Source organism: Dactylosporangium sp. NPDC051087, assembly GCF_055586325.1.
This window is the reverse complement of the sequence record NZ_JBVJIJ010000020.1, coordinates 133,870-149,531: the sequence shown is the minus strand read 5'-3', so window position 1 is coordinate 149,531 and position 15,662 is coordinate 133,870. Positions and strand designations below refer to the sequence as shown.

The window sequence follows — 15,662 nt, the reverse complement described above, 5'->3', positions numbered from 1 at the left end:
CGGTCAGGGCGTACGCCACAACACGGGGCAGTACTCGGGGTCTGAGTAGTCGGGTCGGCCGTCCTCGGTGCGCCGCACCAGCACGTCGTGGTTGTAGGCGACGACGTCTCCCGTGCTGAGCTCGAACCGGCGGTACTCGTTGGCACCGTCCTGGAGATGGAACGAGACCGCGCGGCGGGGCCGGTCGCTGCGGTTCGGGCCGCTGCCGTGGTAGGTGCGGCAGTGGTGGAAGCTCATGTGCCCCTTGGGGATGATCATCGGGACCTTGACGACCTCGACGTTGTTGTACGCCGCGTTCTCGGCGAGCATCACCTCGAGGTCCGCGCGGTCGCGCTCGGCGAAGTGCCGCGTGGTCGTGTCGTCGGCGAGGATCTCCTCCCACCGGTGCGAGCCGTCGACCATCGTGATCGTGCCCATCTCCTCGTCACAGTCGTGGAAGGGGATGAACGCGGTCAGCATGCTCTCCGACGTGCACGTCGACCAGTAGTGCCGGTCGAAGTGCCACGGCACGACGTTGCTGGGCTCGCCGGCGATCGGCGGCTTGTAGATGAGCGTCGACTGGAAGACCCGGATCTCGTCGGCCTTCGCCAGCCGCGCCGCGACCGCGCCGATGAGCGGCTTGCGCAGGATCCGCGCGATCTCGTCGCTCTCGTAGTGCACGTAGTCGTTGTGCCGCTGCACGTCGCCCTTGGACGGCTCCCAGTAGGCCAGCTTCGGCGGGCGTAACGGCAGCGTGCGGGAGCGCTCGCCGGCGTAGAACCGTTCGCTCGCCTCGACGAGCTGGTCCACCTCGTCATCGGTGAACAGCTTCGGCGTCAGGTACCAGCCGTGCTGCGCGAAGTGCTCGACGTCGTCGTCCGACGGCAGCAGCGCCAGCTCGTCGTCCGACAGCGAAGACGCCTCGGTCACTGAAATGGTCAAGGCTCCAGGTCCTTTCCGAATATGCGTAACGGGGTCAGCTGCGCAGGCCGTCTGTGGTGTCGCGCACCGCGGCGAGCTCGCGTTCCTTCGCCGCGTACAGCGCGGGAATGTTGCTCGTGCCGAAGGTCCGGGCACCGTGCCGGTCGATGAGCTCGGCGAAATACGTCCGGCGGATGTGCGTCGACTTGGCGAAGATCTGGTACATCTGGCCCCAGTGGTCCCGGTCGACGAGGATGCCGAGCGGCCGCAGCTGGTCCACCGGCACGTCGACCGCGCCGAGCCGCGACTCCAGCACGTCGTAGTAGCTCGCCGGCGTCTGCGCGAACTCGACGCCCTTGGCGCTGAAGGCACGCACGGCGGTCACGATGTCGTGGGTGCTGTAGGCGATGTGCTGCACGCCGGCGCCCTCGTGCCAGGACAGGAAGTCGTCGATCTGCCCGGCGCGGCGGCTCAGGTCCGGCTGGATGAGGGTGAACGTGACGCCGCCCGTCGGGCTCTGCACCACCTTCGACTGCATGCCCTGCTCGCCGACCTCGATGTACTCCTGGAAGATCATGACGAAGCCGAAGACCTTCTCGTAGTACTGCACGGTCGGGTCGAGCTCGCCGGCCTGCAGGCAGATCGCGGCGTGGTCGATGATGTGCAGCAGGTCGTCGTCGGTCGGCGCGGGCAGGTCGGCGGGCATGTCGATGAGCCCGGGCAGGAAGTTGCCGTCGCCCTCGGTGCGCTGCACCAGCCGGTGGGTGACGTCGCCGAAGCCGGAGACCTCCGCGGTGACGACGATCGAGCCGTCCTGCTCCAGCCGCTGCGGGGGCTGGATCGCGGTGGCGCCGTTCGCGACCGCCTCGGCGAACGCGGCGGCGACGTCGGTGCAGCTGAAGGAGATGACCGCCACGCCGTCGCCGTGCTTGGCGACGTACTGGCTGGCGCGGTGGTCGCCGCTGAGGCCCGAGGTGAGCAGGATCCGGATGTCGCGCTGCCCCAGCAGCACGCTGCGCTGACCCGTGAGGCCGGTCTCCGGCCCGCCGTGGCCGTAGACGTGGAAGCCGTACGTGGCGCACAGCTGGTGCGCCGCCTGGCGCGCGTCGCCGACGAACATTTCGATGTGGTCGGTGTCGAGGATCTGCATTGCCTGCTTCCCTTTCGGGTTCTGATCGGTCGTTCCCAGGGGGCTGTGACGAGCGGGCGTCACGCCGTGCGCGTCCACGCTGACTCCGGCCGGCCGAAGATCAGGCTCACGTTGTGGCCACCGAAGCCGAAGGAGTTGGACAGGACGTGGGTCACCTCGGCAGGACGGGGTTTGATGAGGTGGTCCACGTCGCAGGCGGGATCGGGTTCGTCCAGGTTGTGCGTCGGCGGGAGCAGCCCGCGGAGCATGGCGTGGACCGACACCGCGGCCTCCACCACCCCGGAGGCGCCGAGCATGTGGCCGGTCACGCCCTTCGTCGAGCTGACCGGCGGGGTCTGGGCACCGAACACCGCGCGGATCGCGGTCGACTCGGCCACGTCGCCGAGCTTGGTGCTGGTGCCGTGCGCGTTGACGTACCCGACGTCCCCGGGCTCGATCCCGGCGTCGGTGATGGCCCGGCTCATGCAGGCGGCGGCGGCCGACCCGTCGGGGCGCGGGGTGGTGGGGTGGTGGGCGTCGTTGGTGGCGCCCCAGCCGACGATGTCGGCGTACCGGCGGGCCCGGCGCGCCTCGGCGTGCTCGGCGCGCTCGACCACGAACACCCCGGCGCCCTCACCGAGGACGAGGCCGTTGCGCCGGCGGTCGAACGGGCGGCTCGCGGCGGTCGGGTCGGCCCAGCCGCGGGCGAGCGCCCGGGCGTTGCCGAACGTGTCGGCGAGGGTGGGGAAGAGCGGCGCCTCGCTGCACCCGGCGACGACGATGTCGGCCTCGCCGGCGCGCAGCAGCCGCACGGCCTCGCCGATCGACTGGGCGCCGGCCGCGCAGGCCGTGCCGATGGACGAGCTGTAGCCCTGGATCCCGTGCCGCATCGCGACCCGGGCGGCGCCCATGTTGGGCAGCATGCCGGGCAGCAGGTAGGGGCTGACGCCGAGGCGGCCCTTCTGCGAGCGCAGCACCGCCTGCGCGTCGAGGGTCGCGAGGCCGCCGGTGCCGGAGAGGATGATGGCGATCCGGAACGGGTCGACGTCACGGCCGACCTCGATGCCGGCGTCGGCGAGGGCCCGCTCGGCGGCGGCCATCGCCATGATGATGTACCGGTCGACGACCCGCGTCTCCGGCGCCGGCAGCACCGACGTCGGGTCGATCGGCGGCGAGAACGCGGCCACGTCGGCGGACCCGGCGAGGGGGTGGTCGGCGGGCGGCTTGACGAGCCCGGACCGGCCGTCGCACATGGCGTCGAAGACCTCGGCCCCGGTGCTGCCGACCGGCGTGACGAGCCCGATCCCGGTCACCGCAACAGATCTGGTCATGATGGGCCTCTTTCGACGTTTCCTTCGCCGACGAGCACCGCGGAGGCGGTGTCGTGGCTGGTTCCGGTGATTGCCTCGGGCGCGGCGGCCTGCTCGAGGAGGACGACGAGGACCTCGCCGGCGTCGCCGTCGGCGAGCAGCAGCCGGGCCACGGTCAGCCCGGCGTCGGTGCTGTCGACGCAGACGACCGGGCCGGTGAGGCCCCACTTCGCGGCGACGTGCCCGGCGACGGCGTTGGGCACCGACTGGAAGAAGAACAGCGGCCCGACCCGCCCGCCGCTGTCGACGGCCTCGGCGACGTGCGCGGCGCTGGCCGCGTCGCCCGTCGACGTGACGAGCACGATCGCGGTCACGGCCGGTGGAGCGCTCTCCGGGCGGCGCTGGAGGCAGCGGCCGGCGGTGGCGGCGACCAGCGGGTTGAACGACGAGTGCACGAAACCGGCGAGTTTCGGCAGCCCCTCATCGCCCGGCTCCGGCCAGTCGGCGGCGGCGAGCACGCCGAGCCCGGCCCGCACGGCGAGCGCGGTCAGCGGCGGGATCTCCTCGACGAACAGCTCTGCCGTGCCGAGGCCCTGCTCCTGCCCCTGCGGGTCGACGATTAATCCGCTCATGCTGATCCCACCAGCAGGGCGGTGTTGGCGCCGCCGAACGCGGCGTTGAGGCTCAGGGCGTACGACGGGGTGGCCGCGGCGAACCCGTCCAGGACGAGGTTCAGGGCGCAGTGCTCGTCGGCGGCGAGGAAACCCGCGTTGACCGGCAGCCGGCCGGTGCGCAGCGCGTGCAGCGTGACGATGAGCTCCAGCACGCCCGAGGCCTCCAGGGCCTGGCCGTGCAACGACTTCGTGGAGGAGACCGGCACCGTCGCGGCGTGCTCGCCGAGCGCGGTGCGCAGCGCGGCGGCCTCCGCGACATCGCTCTGCGCGGTGCCGGAGCCGTGCGCGTTGACGTAGCCGACGTCCGAGGGACCGATCCCGCCCCGCTGCAGGGCGGCGGTCATCGCCCGGGCCAGGCCGTGCCCTTCCGGGTGCGGCTGGCAGGGGTGGTACGCGTCGCCGGAGCGACCCCAGCCGGCCAGCCGGGCGAGGGCCGGGACGCCCCGGTCGGCGGCCGCGGCGGCGGACTCGAGCACGACCGCGCCGATCCCGTCGCCGAGCAGCAGCCCGCGCCGCCCGTCGCTGAACGGCCGGACCTGTCCGTCAGTGGACAGCGCCCGGCCCGCGTCGAAGAGGGAGAACTGATCGGCGTCCACGAGATACCCACCGGCCACGACGACCCGGTCGAGCTCGCCCCGGGCGATCGCGGCCGCCGCGTCGGCCACCGCGGTGCTCGCCGCGACGCACGCCGAGGTGTACGCCCGGATCCCCGCACCCAGCGGCAGGTCCCCGGCGAGGGCGGTGGCCCCGGCGACCGCGGCGGTGAAGGCGGTGCTGCTGTGCCGGCGGCGGTCGGCCTCGGGCACCCGGGCGATCGCCGGATCGCCGTGCAGGGCGAGGAAGAGCGGCGCGCCGGCCCGTTCGGCGGTGCTGAGCTTGGCCTCGTCACAGGCCTCGTCCACCGCGCGCACGAGCTCTTCGGCGAGGGCGGGGGAGCCGGGCATGGCCGCGGCCACCCCGACCCGCCGCCCCGTCACGTCGAAGCGGTCCACCGGCCGGAAGGCCGCGACGCCGGCGTCCAGGCCGTCGGCCAGGGCGGTCATGCCCCGGCCGAACGCGCTCAGCACCGCCGCGCCGGTCAGCACCACTGCACCCGGACCGCGCCGAACGGTCGTGGTGGTGGTCATCGCGAACCCGTCTCGACCTTCAGTTCCTGGAGGACCTCGAGGGTCCCGCTCACCGTCGCCATGCGCGCGAGGGCGTCGTCGTCGAGGTCGAGCGGCACACCGTAGTGCTGTTCGAGCTGATGGACGAGCCAGGCGAGCTCAAGGGAGTCGATCCCCTCGGCGACGTCGGCGGGCGCGCGGTCGCCGTAGGTGGCGAGCATGGCCACGACGTCGTCGCGGGTTGGTGCAGTTGCCACGCTCAGCTGCCCGCCGTGGCCGCGGCGGACCGGCGCTCGGCGACGGCGGCGATGAACTCGCCGACGGTCATCCCGGCCAGCTTCTCCGCCTCGTCGTCGTCGAAGCGGACGCCGAAGCGGTCCTCGACACGGACGGCGAGCTCGGCGAGCGACAGCGACTCGAGGTCGGCGCCGGCCGGGCCGAGCGCGGTGTCGTCGTCGATGTCGTCGGTGCTGTAGTTCATCTCGGTCAACGAGTCCAGCAGGAACTGGCGAATTTCCTGATCAGTCGTCTCGCTCATCGTGCGTGGTTCCCTTCCTTGACAGGTGCCGGTGCGACCGGGTCGGTCGCGCCATCGGTCACGTCTGTTCCCACCCGCTGCGCCGGGATGGCGCCCGCGGTCGAGCCCGGGGCGGCGGCCGCCGCCGGGGCCGGTGCGGCCAGCAGCGCGGCGCGGTCGCGGACGAGCTTGCCGGTGGCGGTCCTCGGCAGCTGCTCCACGACCTTCAGCACGCGCGGCCGTTTGAAGCCGGCGAGGCGCTCCGCGAGCCGCTCCTGGACCTGCGCCGCGGTGGTGCCGTCGTGCAGCATCACGTAGGCCTCGATGGCCTTGTCGTGGGTCACGACGGCGCTGGCGACGCCGGGCAGCGCGGCGAGTGTGTGCTCGACCTCGGTCAGGTCGACCTTGAGGCCGCCGACGGAGACCTGCGAGTCGCGCCGGCCGTGGATGCGCACGCGGCCGGTGGCGTCGTCGACGCTGCCGGCGTCCTTGGTGTGCAGCCAGCCGCCGGCCCAGCGGGCGGGGTCGACGAGGCCGAGGTACGGCGACGCGGGCAGCGACACGAGCAGCTCGCCGGCTTCCTCGCGGACGGTGAGGCCGGGTGCGGGGGTGAGGGAAGGGCGGTGTTCGCCGAACAGGTCGGTGGCGATGACCCCGACCTCGGTCATCCCGTACATGTTGCCGAGGCGGATGCCGTACCGGTCGACGAAGCCGCCGTAGACCTCGGCACGGACGAGCTCGCCACCGGTGGTCATTCCGGTGAGCTGGGGCAGGCGGGGCGGCGTCTGCACCGACGAGAGCAGTTCGATGTGGAAGGGGACGCCGAGCAGCGTGGTCGGCTCGGGCCCGGCGGCGACGGCGGACAGGATGCCGTCGGCGGTCATCCGCGCCGGCACCACGAGCTGGACGCCGGCGTGCAGGCCGTACAGCAGGCCGCCGACCAGACCGAGCACGTGCACCATGGACGCGAGCGACACGATCCGCTCGCCGCCCTGCGGCACCCCGGCGCCGATCTTCACGTAGCGCTCGATCTCCTCGACGAGGTTCGCCGCGGTGCGGGCGATGACCTTCGACGGGCCGGTCGAGCCGGAGCTGAGCTGGATGAGCGCGTGCGCGGTGTCGGCGGGCCGCCCCGGGTAGGTGGCGACGCGCTCCTCGATGTCGACGAAGCCGCGCAGCGGACCGCCGGTGACGTGCTTGGCGGAGACGACGACCTGCGGCGCCAGCCGCTGCAGGGCGTTGTCGGTCTCGAACGCGGTGAGGCGGTGGTCCAGCAGCGCGGCACGGGCGCCGAGCCGCCAGGCGGCGAGCAGGTTCGTGACGAACGTGAGCGACGGGGCGAGGCACAGCGCGACGGAACCGCCGCGGCCGAGCCCGGCGGCGGCGAGGACGGACTGCTTGGCGGCGACCAGCGCACGCAGCTCGGCGCGGGTGACGGGGGCGTCGAAGACCAGGGCGACCTGGTCGTCCGGGCCGGACAGCAGCACCTCGTCGACCCACGACGGGTCGATCGCCTGGGTCACCTGGGCGTCGGTCACCCGGAACCCCTTTCTGCGCGCGGCCGCCCGCCGACCGGTCGGCCCACGATGGCCGGCGATCAGCGTGTGCAGCCCCCGATTGAACACACTGGCGAACGTCGGGCACGGTCCTGCGACCACCGGTGCGAATCACGCCCGGACACAATGCGCAGGAAATAGTCACCTCGACTAGCCATAGACCTTACGCAATCGACCCCGTTTTACAAGAGTGCGCAACCCGACGGTGCTGCCGTTTGTCCGTTCTGCCATGCCTACGTCCGCTAAAAATCGTTTGCATCGATACGGACTGCATTCGCTGAGGCCTACGTCGCGTTTTACAGAACTCCCTGCTCAGTACCGGTTCGGGGGACACCTCAGTACCGCCAAATCGGGCAATATTGGCTGCTAACCGGCGCACCGGATACAACTGGTATCTTCCCAGAGAACACTCGCCACCCGCCCATTGAGGGGTCCTAGGGTGCGCAACCGTCACGATTGACCCCGGTCGACGTCGGATCGGGCTGATATACCGTTTCCCCATGTATGGCGGCATGATGAGCGTCCGGCCGGTCGATCTGAGACACCGCAGGCCACGGCCTGTCCCGGACGATGTGACGCGCATTGACAAGCGTTGGCGCGCCGCCCATACAATGGCCGGGCTCCGTGCGTCCCTATCCGGGAACGCGCCCAAAGCTGGTGATCCCATTCGGAGATTTGCGACTGTGAAAGCAAATGCCAGTTCCGCATACCCGTCCGCACCGGCCGGGCCCGGGCTGAACGCCGCCGTCGAGCGGTATTACGACACCACCCTGGACCTCTACGAGGACCTCTGGGGCCAGCACGTGCACCACGGCTTCTGGGACATCGGCGAGCGCCCCGGCAACGACGACGAGCGGCACGTGGCGACCGACCGGCTGGTGCGCGAGCTGGTCGACTTCGCCGGCGTCCCGGCCGGCGCCCGGGTCCTCGACGTCGGCTGCGGCATCGGCGGTCCGGCGATGCACCTGGCGGGGCCGCTCGGCTGCACCGTCGAGGGGGTCACCCTCAGCGCCGCCCAGGCCGCCCGTGCCAACGAGAAGGCCGCGGAGCTGGGTCTCGGCGAGCGCACCAATTTCCGGCAGTGCGACTTCATGGCCAACGACTACCCGGACGCCTCGTTCGACGTGGTCTGGGCCGTCGAGAGCCTCATGCACATCGCGGACCGGGAGGCGTTCTTCGCCGAGGTCCGGCGGGTGCTCAAGCCGGGCGGCATCGTCGCGATCGCCACCTGGTCGGTCCGCGACGGTGAGCTGAACGCCGACGAGACCCGGGTCGTCGACCAGATCCTGCGCCACCAGGTGATGCCCAGCTTCTCCTCGCTGGAGGAGCACGAGCGGCTCGCCGCCGCGGCCGGCTTCGCCGACATCGCGATCGTCGACTGGAGCGCCAACGTCGCGAACTCCTGGGAGCCCGGGTTCGCCCAGGTCAAGGAGCTGGACAACGGCCGGTCGATGATGCGTGACCTGGCCCGTGACCGCGGCGTGGACGTGCTCGGCTTCTTCTACGCGGGCCCGCTGATGCTCAAGGGCTTCGAGACCGGCGCGGTGACCTACGGCGCCGTGCGTGCCACGAAGCCGGCGGCAGGGGACTGATCGCCATGGCCGCCCACGCCGACGTCGTGGAGCTGCTGCGCCAGGTCACCGGCGAGGACGAGGACTGGGCGGCCACCGTCACGCCGTCCACAAGAATCGACACAGATCTATTTATAGACAGTCTTGAGATCGTCGACCTGAGTGCCCGGATGCGGGAGGCGTACGGCGTCGACCTCGCCGCGTACATCGGCGGCCTGGACCTGCAGGAGCTCATCGACCTCACCGTCGGCGACCTGACGGAGCTGGCGGCATGAGCGGCCAGCGGAGCGTCTCGGGCCGCTCATCGTGTGACGGTTCTGGCTCAGGCCGACGCCGGAGCGCAGCGGAGGTGGCGGCGTGAGCAGGTTTCTGTTTCTGAGTCTGCCGCTGACCGGGCACGTGAACCCGATGGTCGCGGTGGCGAAGGTGCTGCTCGCGCAGGGGCACGAGGTGCTGTGGGCCGGGTCGGAGTCATTCCTCCGGCCCCTCGCCGGGCCCGAGGCGAACATCCACCCGATCCCGCTGCGCGCCCACCGCGGCCAGGCCGAACGCGGCCTCGACGCGACCCGCTCGCGGTGGGAGGGCTACATCCTGCCGCACACCAAGTACACCCGCAAAGGCGTCGAGGCGGCCGTCGAGGCGTTCCGGCCCGACCTGCTCGTCGTCGACCAGCACGCGATCGCCGGACCGATCGTCGCGCACCGCTTCGGCCTGCCCTGGGCCACCGTCGCGTCCAGCGCGATGGAGCTGACCAGGCCCTTCGCCCGTGGGCTGCCCCGGGTCGAGGAGTGGATCCAGCAGCGGATGCGCGACGCGTGGACCACCGCCGGGCATGAGGGCGAGCCGCCCTGGGACCTGCGGTTCTCCCCGGACCTGGTGATCAGCTTCCTCGGCGAGGACCTGCTGGACGACCCGTCGCGGCTGCCGCCGAACACGGTCGTCGTCGGCCCGTCGCTCGCCGAGCGGGCGCCCGACCCGGACTTCCCGTTCGACTGGCTCGACCCCGGCCGGCAGCACGTGCTGGTCACCATGGGGACGCTCAACATGGACCAGGCCGCGCACTTCTACCCGCGGATCCTGGCGGCGCTGGAACCCCTCGGCGACCGGCTGCAGGCCGTCGTCGTCGCGCCGCAGGGCACCATCACCGGCGAGCCGGACCACGTGCTGGTCAAGCGGCCGGTGCCGGTGCTGGACCTGCTGCCGCGGATGCACGCGGTCGTCGGCCACGGCGGTGCCAACACCGTCAACGAGGCCCTCGCGCACGGCGTGCCGCTGCTCGTCGCCCCGATCAAGGGCGACCAGGCGCTCATGGCCTCGGCGGTGGCGCGGGCCGGCGCCGGGCTGCGGGTCTCCATCGACCATGCCCGGCCCGAGGCGCTGCGCGCCGCGCTGCTCGATCTGCTCGACGACCCCCGTTACGCGGAGGCGGCGCGCGCGACCGGCAAGCGACTGCTCGCGGGCGGCGGCGCCGAGGCCGCCGCGACGGCCCTGATCCAGTTCACCACCCGACGCACCACATCCGAAAGCGAGCAAGCGCGTGAAACTCCTGCGTGACACCTGGTTGATCTTCCAGCGGCACATGCTGCTGATGCTCCGGTCGCCGTTGTGGGTCGTCCTCGGCGTCGCCCAGCCGGCCGTCTACCTGATCCTCTTCGCGCCGCTGCTCAAGCCGGCGCTCGCGTCGGTCGGCGCGAACTCGATGAGCGACGCGTACAAGATCTACGTGCCCGGCATGCTCATCGCCCTGGCCCTCGCCGGCGGCCTGTACGTCGGCTTCGGCCTGCTCGGCGACCTCGCCAACGGCGTCATCGAGCGGTCCCGGGTGACCACGGTCAGCCGGGTCGCGCTGCTGCTGGGCCGCTCGCTGCGCGACGTCGTCACGGTCATCGTCCAGTCGATGATCATCACCGTCCTGTCGCTGCCGTTCGGCGTGTTCGTCAACATCGGCAGCCTGCTGCTCGGCTACGCGATCCTCGCCCTGTGCGCGCTGTCCTCGGCGTCGATCTCCTACGGCATCGCGATCCGGGTCGCCAACCCCAGCGTCCTCGGCCAGGTCGTCAACAACATCGCCCAGCCGCTGATGCTGCTGTCCGGCACCCTGCTGCCCCTGGCGCTCGCGCCGCTGTGGCTGCGCACGGTCGCCGACTTCAACCCGTTCAACTGGGCCGCCAAGGGCCTGCGTGCGCTGTTCATCGGCAACACCGCCGACCCGGCCATCTGGCAGAGCATCGCCATCACCGCGGGCCTCATGGTCGTCGCGGTGATCTGGTCGGCCCGCACCTTCTCGCGTTCGGTCCGGTAAGGGAGCACTCTCATGATCAAGATCAAAGGACTGAAGAAGGTCTACAAGTCCGGCCGCGGCAAGAAGGCGACCAGCGTCGAGGCCGTCAAGGGCATCGACCTGGACGTCGCGCAGGGCGAGATCTTCGGCTTCCTCGGGCCCAACGGCGCCGGCAAGACCACCACGCTGCGGATGCTCGCGACGCTGATCTCCCCCGACGACGGTGAGGCGACGATCGCCGGCGCGAACCTGCGCACCGAGCCGGGGGCGGTGCGGCGCCTCATCGGCTTCGTCGCCCAGGGCGGCGGCACCACCGACGACGTCAGCGGGCGCGAGGAGATCGTGCTGCAGGCCCGCATGTACGGCATCTCCAAGGCCGAGGCGGAGAAGCGCGCCGAGGCCGCCCTCGCCGCGTTCGACCTGACCGAGTACGCCGACCGCAAGTGCAAGACCTACTCCGGTGGCCAGCGCCGCCGGGTCGACATCGCGATGGGCGTCATCCACCAGCCGCAGGTGCTGTTCCTGGACGAGCCCACGTCGGGCCTCGACCCGCAGTCCCGCGCGCACATGTGGGACGAGATCCGCCGGCTGCGCGGCGAGGGCATGACGGTCTTCATCACCACGCACTACCTCGACGAGGCCGACGCGCTGTGCGACCGGATCGCCATCATCGACCACGGCGAGATCGTCGCCGAGGGTACCCCGGAGGACCTCAAGCGCGAGATCTCCGGCGACGTGGTGACGGTCGTCGTCGCCGACGAGGCGGAACGCGCCGGTGAGGTGCTCGGCAAGGAGGCCTTCGCCAAGAGCGTCGAGGTCCGCGAGGACAACGAGGTGCGGCTCAACGTCGAGGCGGGTGACTCGGCGATCCCGCAGATCATGCGGACCCTGGAGGGCGCCGGGATCAAGCTGGAGACGATCGGCCTGCACCGCCCGACCCTGGACGACGTCTTCCTGACCAAGACCGGGCGCTCGCTGCGGGATTGATCGCCCAGGTACGACCGGAGGGCGCGACCCACGCGGGGTCGCGCCCTCTCGGCGTGCTCAGAGCCGCTCGCCGCCGATCGTGCCGGCGAGATGGTCCTGGATCGTGTGCAGCATCGTCGTCATCGCGGCGTCGTCGAAGCCGTGCCGCCTGGTCCGGAGGACCAGGTCCAGCGACGTCAGGCCGCGCACGATCAGGTAGAAGCCGGGACCGGTCGCGCGGGCCGGCTCGAAGCGCTCGATCCGCGGCGCGACCAGGCGGTCCTCGGACGGGAAGCCGGGCGGCGCGAGCATCGGGTTGTAGGAGAACCCGGGGTCGACGGGCGGGTCGAGGCGCTCGTGCTCGTCGCGGATCACCCACATCGCGTCCGGCGAGCAGACGCCGTTCTTGAGCGCGTTGAACGCCTTCCAGTGCACCTTGGGCAGGAGCTCCTCGAACGGCTCGTCCGGCTCGAACTGCAGCAGCAGCGGCGTCCACTGGTTGAGGCTGGTCACGACCCGCGCGTGGGTCTCGTCGAAGCGGTTGGACGACATGAGCATCAGCAGGACCGCGTCCTGCCCGGTGGCCGCCTGGATGCCGCGGTAGTAGGCGGCGAGGATCAGGCTGGCCAGGGTCACCTCGAACTTGCCGATGGCCTCGTTGGCCAGCGGCATCGGGATGCCGGTGTGCAGCACCGCGCCCAGCGGCTCGGCGTCGCCGCCCGTGGGCCGGTGGGGTGCGGCGCTGAAGGTCCGCCGCCAGTACCGCTCGGCGTTGCGCAGCCGGCCGCTGCCCTCGCCCTGCTGGTCGAGGGCGAGCTCGATCGGCCCGGGCGCCGGCGGCAGCTCGGTGCCGCCGAGGATGGTCTCGAAGTCCTCGCGCAGGACGAGCCCGCCGACCCCGTCCGCGGCCATGTGGTTGAACACGACGAGGACCTGCTTCGGGGTCCCGCCGTCGAGCAGGATCCAGGCGCGCCAGGGCAGCTCCGCGGTGGTGTCGATCGCCCGCTGCAGCTCGGCGGTGTCCTTGGCCTCGCGCTCGGCGACGTCGGCGGTGCCCTGCCTGACCTGGGCGAGGACCTCCTGCACGGAGTGCGCGGCGACGCGCTGCCGGGGCAAGCCGCCCTCGTCGAGCACGTAGGTGGTGCGCATCGAGGCGTGCCGCATGGCGGCGGCGCCGAGCGCCGACCAGATCCGCTCCTCGCTCCAGTCGCCCTCGGGCAGGTCCCAGACGGAGGAGAGGTTCGCCTCCCACAGCCGGTCGGGTGGCAGTCGCTCGATCTCGCGCCAGACGGACAGCTGTCCGACGGTCGCCGGATACGTCTCATCGCCGGACACGCTGTGCCTCCAGGGTGCTGCTCGGTGCGGTGGTCGCGCGGAGGAGGGGAGCCCGGCCGAACCCTGGTGGCGCCCCTTCGGGCGCCGTCCGTGGGTGCCGGTGCGGGCTCCCCACCTGTGCGGTGGTGCTCGGTGCGGTTGGGTTGCGGGTTCAGGTCAGCCCGAGATGGCGCGGCGGCCCGAGATGGCGCGACCCGAAATGGCCCGGCCGGAGATCGCCCGACCCGAGATGGCGCGGCCGGAGATGGCCCGCCCCGAGATGGCGCGGCCCGAGATGGCCCGGCCCGAGATGGCGTTCGACATGTTCACCTCCTCATATCGTTTGGCACATCACAGTGCGATATGGAATGGCAGGGCACACCTCATCCGTCGCCTTCGCGACGAATCACTTGGCCGCCCTGCGGTCATTTTGAACGACCGAAGTCTATGACCGCCAGAAGCATCACCCCCGTTGTGGATCGTGTCAACCGTTCAGGTCCGCCTTCCGGTTTTTTTCAATGCGTTTCGCATTTCACCGGCGCTTCACCGAAAATCGGACATAACGATCGTTAAAATTCGGACACTCGGGTATTGATTGGAAGAGATAAATGTCGACCTCTTTCGTCGGGTAGAAGACAGCCGATAGGATTCGGCGCAGTGCTTGCAGGGTGGGCCCGTGCGGTCGTCAGGGTCCGAACAGGTCCGGATCCGGACAACTCGCAGACGGTCCCTTTCAAGCGCTTTCCAGTGACCAGGTGAGGGAGGTGCGAAATGAAGGCTGCTCAGCTGCGTGGGGTCAACGCCCAGCTCCGTGGTACCAACGCCCAGCTCCGGGGCGACAACGTTCAGCTCCGGAACGCCCGGCTCTGATTTCGAACGTGGTGGCCGGCCGGTCCGGCGCCCGGCGCTCCCGGCCGGCCATCACGCGATCGCGGTCGCGGTACCGCGGACACGTCCACGATCACGAGGCGAGAGGTCATGGCGGAGACTGCAACGGCGCAGCGGGTCCCGGTCCACTTCAAGGGTGAGGGATCGGGTGTCGAGGAATTGACCTGGGGCCAATGGGCCGCCTGGAGATCCATGGAACTGGGCGGCGGCCGGGTCGACTGGGCCGGCGGCACGATGCCGTTGCTCGACGGGCAGACGATCGAACAGATCGTCATGGAACTCGCGTTCCTCATCGGCCGGCACCAATCACTGCGGACCCGCTACCGGCTCGGTGAGGACGGCCTGCCCCGGCAGGTACTGGCGGACTCCGGGCAGATCCACATCGACATCGTCGAGGCGGGCGAGGAGGACCCGGCCGAGGTCGCCGCGGCCCTCGACACGGCCCTGCAGGAGGCGCCGTTCGACAACGCCGAGGACTGGCCGGTGCGCGCCGCGGTCGTGTGCCGCGACGGGAAGCCGGCGTGGTTCGTCGTGCTGTACTCCCACATGGCCGTCGACGCGTACGGCATCGAGGCCATCATCAACGACCTGGCGAACCTGGACCGGGCCACCGGCGAGCACCTCGCCCCGGTCGTCGGCGTCCAGCCCGCCGAGCTTGCCCGCCGGCAGCGCGCCGGTGCGGCGCGGCGGCAGCACACCGCGTCGCTGCGGCACTGGGAGAAGCAGCTGCGCGAGATCGCGCCGGAGCGCTTCCCGCCCGTGCCGGACCCGCCGTCGCCGAGGTACTGGGAGGCGAGCTACGAGTCCCCGGCCGCCCACCTCGCCCTCGGCGTGATCGCCGAGCGGACCAAGGCGCACAGCAGCACGATCCTGCTCGCCGCGTACGTGCTCATGCTGGCGCGGATCGCCGGCGATCCCACCCCCGTGGTGCGGATGCTGGTGAGCAACCGCTTCCGGCCCGGCTTCAAGGAGTCGGTGTCCGGTCTGGCGCAGAGCGCCCTGTGCGTCGTGGACACCGCGGATGTAAGTTTCGACGAGGTCGTCGCCCGCGTGTGGAAGACGCAGCTGACCGCCGGCATGCACGCCTACTACGACCCCCGCGAGCTGTGGGACATGATCGCCCGGGTGGGCGAGGAGCGCGGCGCGACGCTCGACCTGCAGTCCTATTTCAACGATCGGCGCAGGACGATGGCATCGGCGGAGGTCCTGCCACGGGCGAGCGCGGCCGAGATCAACGCGGCGCTGCCGAGCAGCCGGCTGCGCTGGGGGACGCACTCCGACGACCCCTACGCCACGGTCTTCTTCCTCGTGAACCCGGTGCCCGACACGGTCGACATCACCCTGCGCGTTGACACCCGCCGGGTGGCACCGGACGATCTGGTGGCGATCCTGCGGGGGATCGAGGAACTGGTGGTCGCCGCCGCGCTCTCGGGGTAGCCGATCAGGGAGT

Annotated in this window: 16 protein-coding genes; 6 read left to right on the top strand and 10 right to left on the bottom strand. The window is 71.1% G+C overall.

Features of this window, described 5'->3' with window-relative positions:
• Window positions 1-3: 3 nt before the first annotated feature.
• From ACZ6TV_RS34385 to ACZ6TV_RS34350, 8 genes are read right to left on the bottom strand one after another with little or no spacing between them, the layout of a single operon-like run.
• Window positions 4-915, bottom strand: coding sequence for a phytanoyl-CoA dioxygenase family protein (locus ACZ6TV_RS34385; protein ID WP_465302049.1), 912 nt, complete (start codon window positions 913-915; stop codon window positions 4-6).
• Between the two features lie 40 nt (window positions 916-955).
• Window positions 956-2,050: a 4-hydroxyphenylpyruvate dioxygenase gene (gene hppD, locus ACZ6TV_RS34380; protein WP_465301851.1), complete on the bottom strand. Its 1,095-nt coding sequence runs from the start codon at window positions 2,048-2,050 to the stop codon at window positions 956-958.
• A gap of 59 nt (window positions 2,051-2,109) precedes the next feature.
• Complete coding sequence (locus tag ACZ6TV_RS34375; RefSeq protein ID WP_465301849.1) at window positions 2,110-3,360, bottom strand: beta-ketoacyl-[acyl-carrier-protein] synthase family protein; 1,251 nt, start codon at window positions 3,358-3,360, stop codon at window positions 2,110-2,112.
• A complete protein-coding gene (locus tag ACZ6TV_RS34370; RefSeq protein WP_465301847.1) occupies window positions 3,357-3,971 on the bottom strand; it encodes a beta-ketoacyl synthase chain length factor in 615 nt (204 codons plus the stop codon). The genes ACZ6TV_RS34375 and ACZ6TV_RS34370 overlap by 4 nt, the downstream gene beginning before the upstream one ends.
• On the bottom strand, window positions 3,968-5,140 hold the full coding sequence (locus tag ACZ6TV_RS34365) for a beta-ketoacyl-[acyl-carrier-protein] synthase family protein (RefSeq protein WP_465301845.1): 1,173 nt from the start codon (window positions 5,138-5,140) through the stop codon (window positions 3,968-3,970). Before ACZ6TV_RS34365 ends, ACZ6TV_RS34370 begins: the two co-directional genes overlap by 4 nt.
• Complete coding sequence (locus ACZ6TV_RS34360) at window positions 5,137-5,340, bottom strand: phosphopantetheine-binding protein (protein ID WP_465302047.1); 204 nt, start codon at window positions 5,338-5,340, stop codon at window positions 5,137-5,139. The genes ACZ6TV_RS34365 and ACZ6TV_RS34360 overlap by 4 nt, the downstream gene beginning before the upstream one ends.
• 38 nt (window positions 5,341-5,378) lie before the next feature.
• Window positions 5,379-5,657, bottom strand: a complete 279-nt coding sequence (locus ACZ6TV_RS34355) for an acyl carrier protein (RefSeq protein ID WP_465301843.1) — start codon at window positions 5,655-5,657, stop codon at window positions 5,379-5,381.
• Window positions 5,654-7,174 carry a class I adenylate-forming enzyme family protein gene (locus ACZ6TV_RS34350; protein ID WP_465301841.1) on the bottom strand — a complete coding sequence of 507 codons (1,521 nt, stop codon included), beginning with the start codon at window positions 7,172-7,174 and terminating at the stop codon, window positions 5,654-5,656. Before ACZ6TV_RS34350 ends, ACZ6TV_RS34355 begins: the two co-directional genes overlap by 4 nt.
• Window positions 7,175-7,875: 701 nt before the next feature.
• Between ACZ6TV_RS34350 and ACZ6TV_RS34345 the strand changes: the two genes are divergently transcribed.
• The 5 genes from ACZ6TV_RS34345 to ACZ6TV_RS34325 all read left to right on the top strand — a co-directional run bounded on the left by ACZ6TV_RS34345 (window position 7,876) and on the right by ACZ6TV_RS34325 (window position 12,031).
• A complete protein-coding gene (locus tag ACZ6TV_RS34345) occupies window positions 7,876-8,784 on the top strand; it encodes a methyltransferase domain-containing protein (RefSeq protein WP_465301839.1) in 909 nt (302 codons plus the stop codon).
• Between the two features lie 5 nt (window positions 8,785-8,789).
• On the top strand, window positions 8,790-9,038 hold the full coding sequence (locus ACZ6TV_RS34340; protein WP_465301837.1) for an acyl carrier protein: 249 nt from the start codon (window positions 8,790-8,792) through the stop codon (window positions 9,036-9,038).
• 82 nt (window positions 9,039-9,120) lie between these two features.
• Window positions 9,121-10,317, top strand: a complete 1,197-nt coding sequence (locus ACZ6TV_RS34335) for a glycosyltransferase (RefSeq protein ID WP_465301835.1) — start codon at window positions 9,121-9,123, stop codon at window positions 10,315-10,317.
• Window positions 10,301-11,065, top strand: coding sequence for an ABC transporter permease (locus ACZ6TV_RS34330; RefSeq protein WP_465301833.1), 765 nt, complete (start codon window positions 10,301-10,303; stop codon window positions 11,063-11,065). Before ACZ6TV_RS34335 ends, ACZ6TV_RS34330 begins: the two co-directional genes overlap by 17 nt.
• 12 nt (window positions 11,066-11,077) lie before the next feature.
• The gene (locus ACZ6TV_RS34325; RefSeq protein WP_465301831.1) at window positions 11,078-12,031 is read left to right on the top strand and encodes an ATP-binding cassette domain-containing protein; all 954 of its coding nucleotides are present in this window, start codon (window positions 11,078-11,080) and stop codon (window positions 12,029-12,031) included.
• Between the two features lie 57 nt (window positions 12,032-12,088).
• Here ACZ6TV_RS34325 and ACZ6TV_RS34320 read toward each other — a convergent pair whose 3' ends face one another.
• Window positions 12,089-13,345, bottom strand: a complete 1,257-nt coding sequence (locus tag ACZ6TV_RS34320; protein WP_465301829.1) for a condensation domain-containing protein — start codon at window positions 13,343-13,345, stop codon at window positions 12,089-12,091.
• Between the two features lie 156 nt (window positions 13,346-13,501).
• The gene (locus ACZ6TV_RS34315; RefSeq protein ID WP_203844346.1) at window positions 13,502-13,648 is read right to left on the bottom strand and encodes a hypothetical protein; all 147 of its coding nucleotides are present in this window, start codon (window positions 13,646-13,648) and stop codon (window positions 13,502-13,504) included.
• A 654-nt stretch (window positions 13,649-14,302) separates the two neighbouring features.
• On the opposite strand from ACZ6TV_RS34315, the gene ACZ6TV_RS34310 reads away from it, so the two are divergent.
• Window positions 14,303-15,649, top strand: coding sequence for a condensation domain-containing protein (locus ACZ6TV_RS34310; protein WP_465301827.1), 1,347 nt, complete (start codon window positions 14,303-14,305; stop codon window positions 15,647-15,649).
• The last annotated feature ends 13 nt before the right edge of the window (window positions 15,650-15,662 follow it).

Excerpts from the sequence above, each read along its gene's own strand:
- ACZ6TV_RS34340 (WP_465301837.1), top strand. The coding sequence starts at position 8,790 with ATGGCCGCCCACGCCGACGTCGTGGAGCTGCTGCGCCAGGTCACCGGC.
- hppD (WP_465301851.1), bottom strand. The coding sequence starts at position 2,050 with ATGCAGATCCTCGACACCGACCACATCGAAATGTTCGTCGGCGACGCG.
- ACZ6TV_RS34310 (WP_465301827.1), top strand. The coding sequence starts at position 14,303 with ATGGCGGAGACTGCAACGGCGCAGCGGGTCCCGGTCCACTTCAAGGGT.
- ACZ6TV_RS34315 (WP_203844346.1), bottom strand. The coding sequence starts at position 13,648 with ATGTCGAACGCCATCTCGGGCCGGGCCATCTCGGGCCGCGCCATCTCG.
- ACZ6TV_RS34325 (WP_465301831.1), top strand. The coding sequence starts at position 11,078 with ATGATCAAGATCAAAGGACTGAAGAAGGTCTACAAGTCCGGCCGCGGC.
- ACZ6TV_RS34360 (WP_465302047.1), bottom strand. The coding sequence starts at position 5,340 with ATGCTCGCCACCTACGGCGACCGCGCGCCCGCCGACGTCGCCGAGGGG.
- ACZ6TV_RS34355 (WP_465301843.1), bottom strand. The coding sequence starts at position 5,657 with ATGAGCGAGACGACTGATCAGGAAATTCGCCAGTTCCTGCTGGACTCG.
- ACZ6TV_RS34365 (WP_465301845.1), bottom strand. The coding sequence starts at position 5,140 with ATGACCACCACCACGACCGTTCGGCGCGGTCCGGGTGCAGTGGTGCTG.
- ACZ6TV_RS34375 (WP_465301849.1), bottom strand. The coding sequence starts at position 3,360 with ATGACCAGATCTGTTGCGGTGACCGGGATCGGGCTCGTCACGCCGGTC.
- ACZ6TV_RS34370 (WP_465301847.1), bottom strand. The coding sequence starts at position 3,971 with ATGAGCGGATTAATCGTCGACCCGCAGGGGCAGGAGCAGGGCCTCGGC.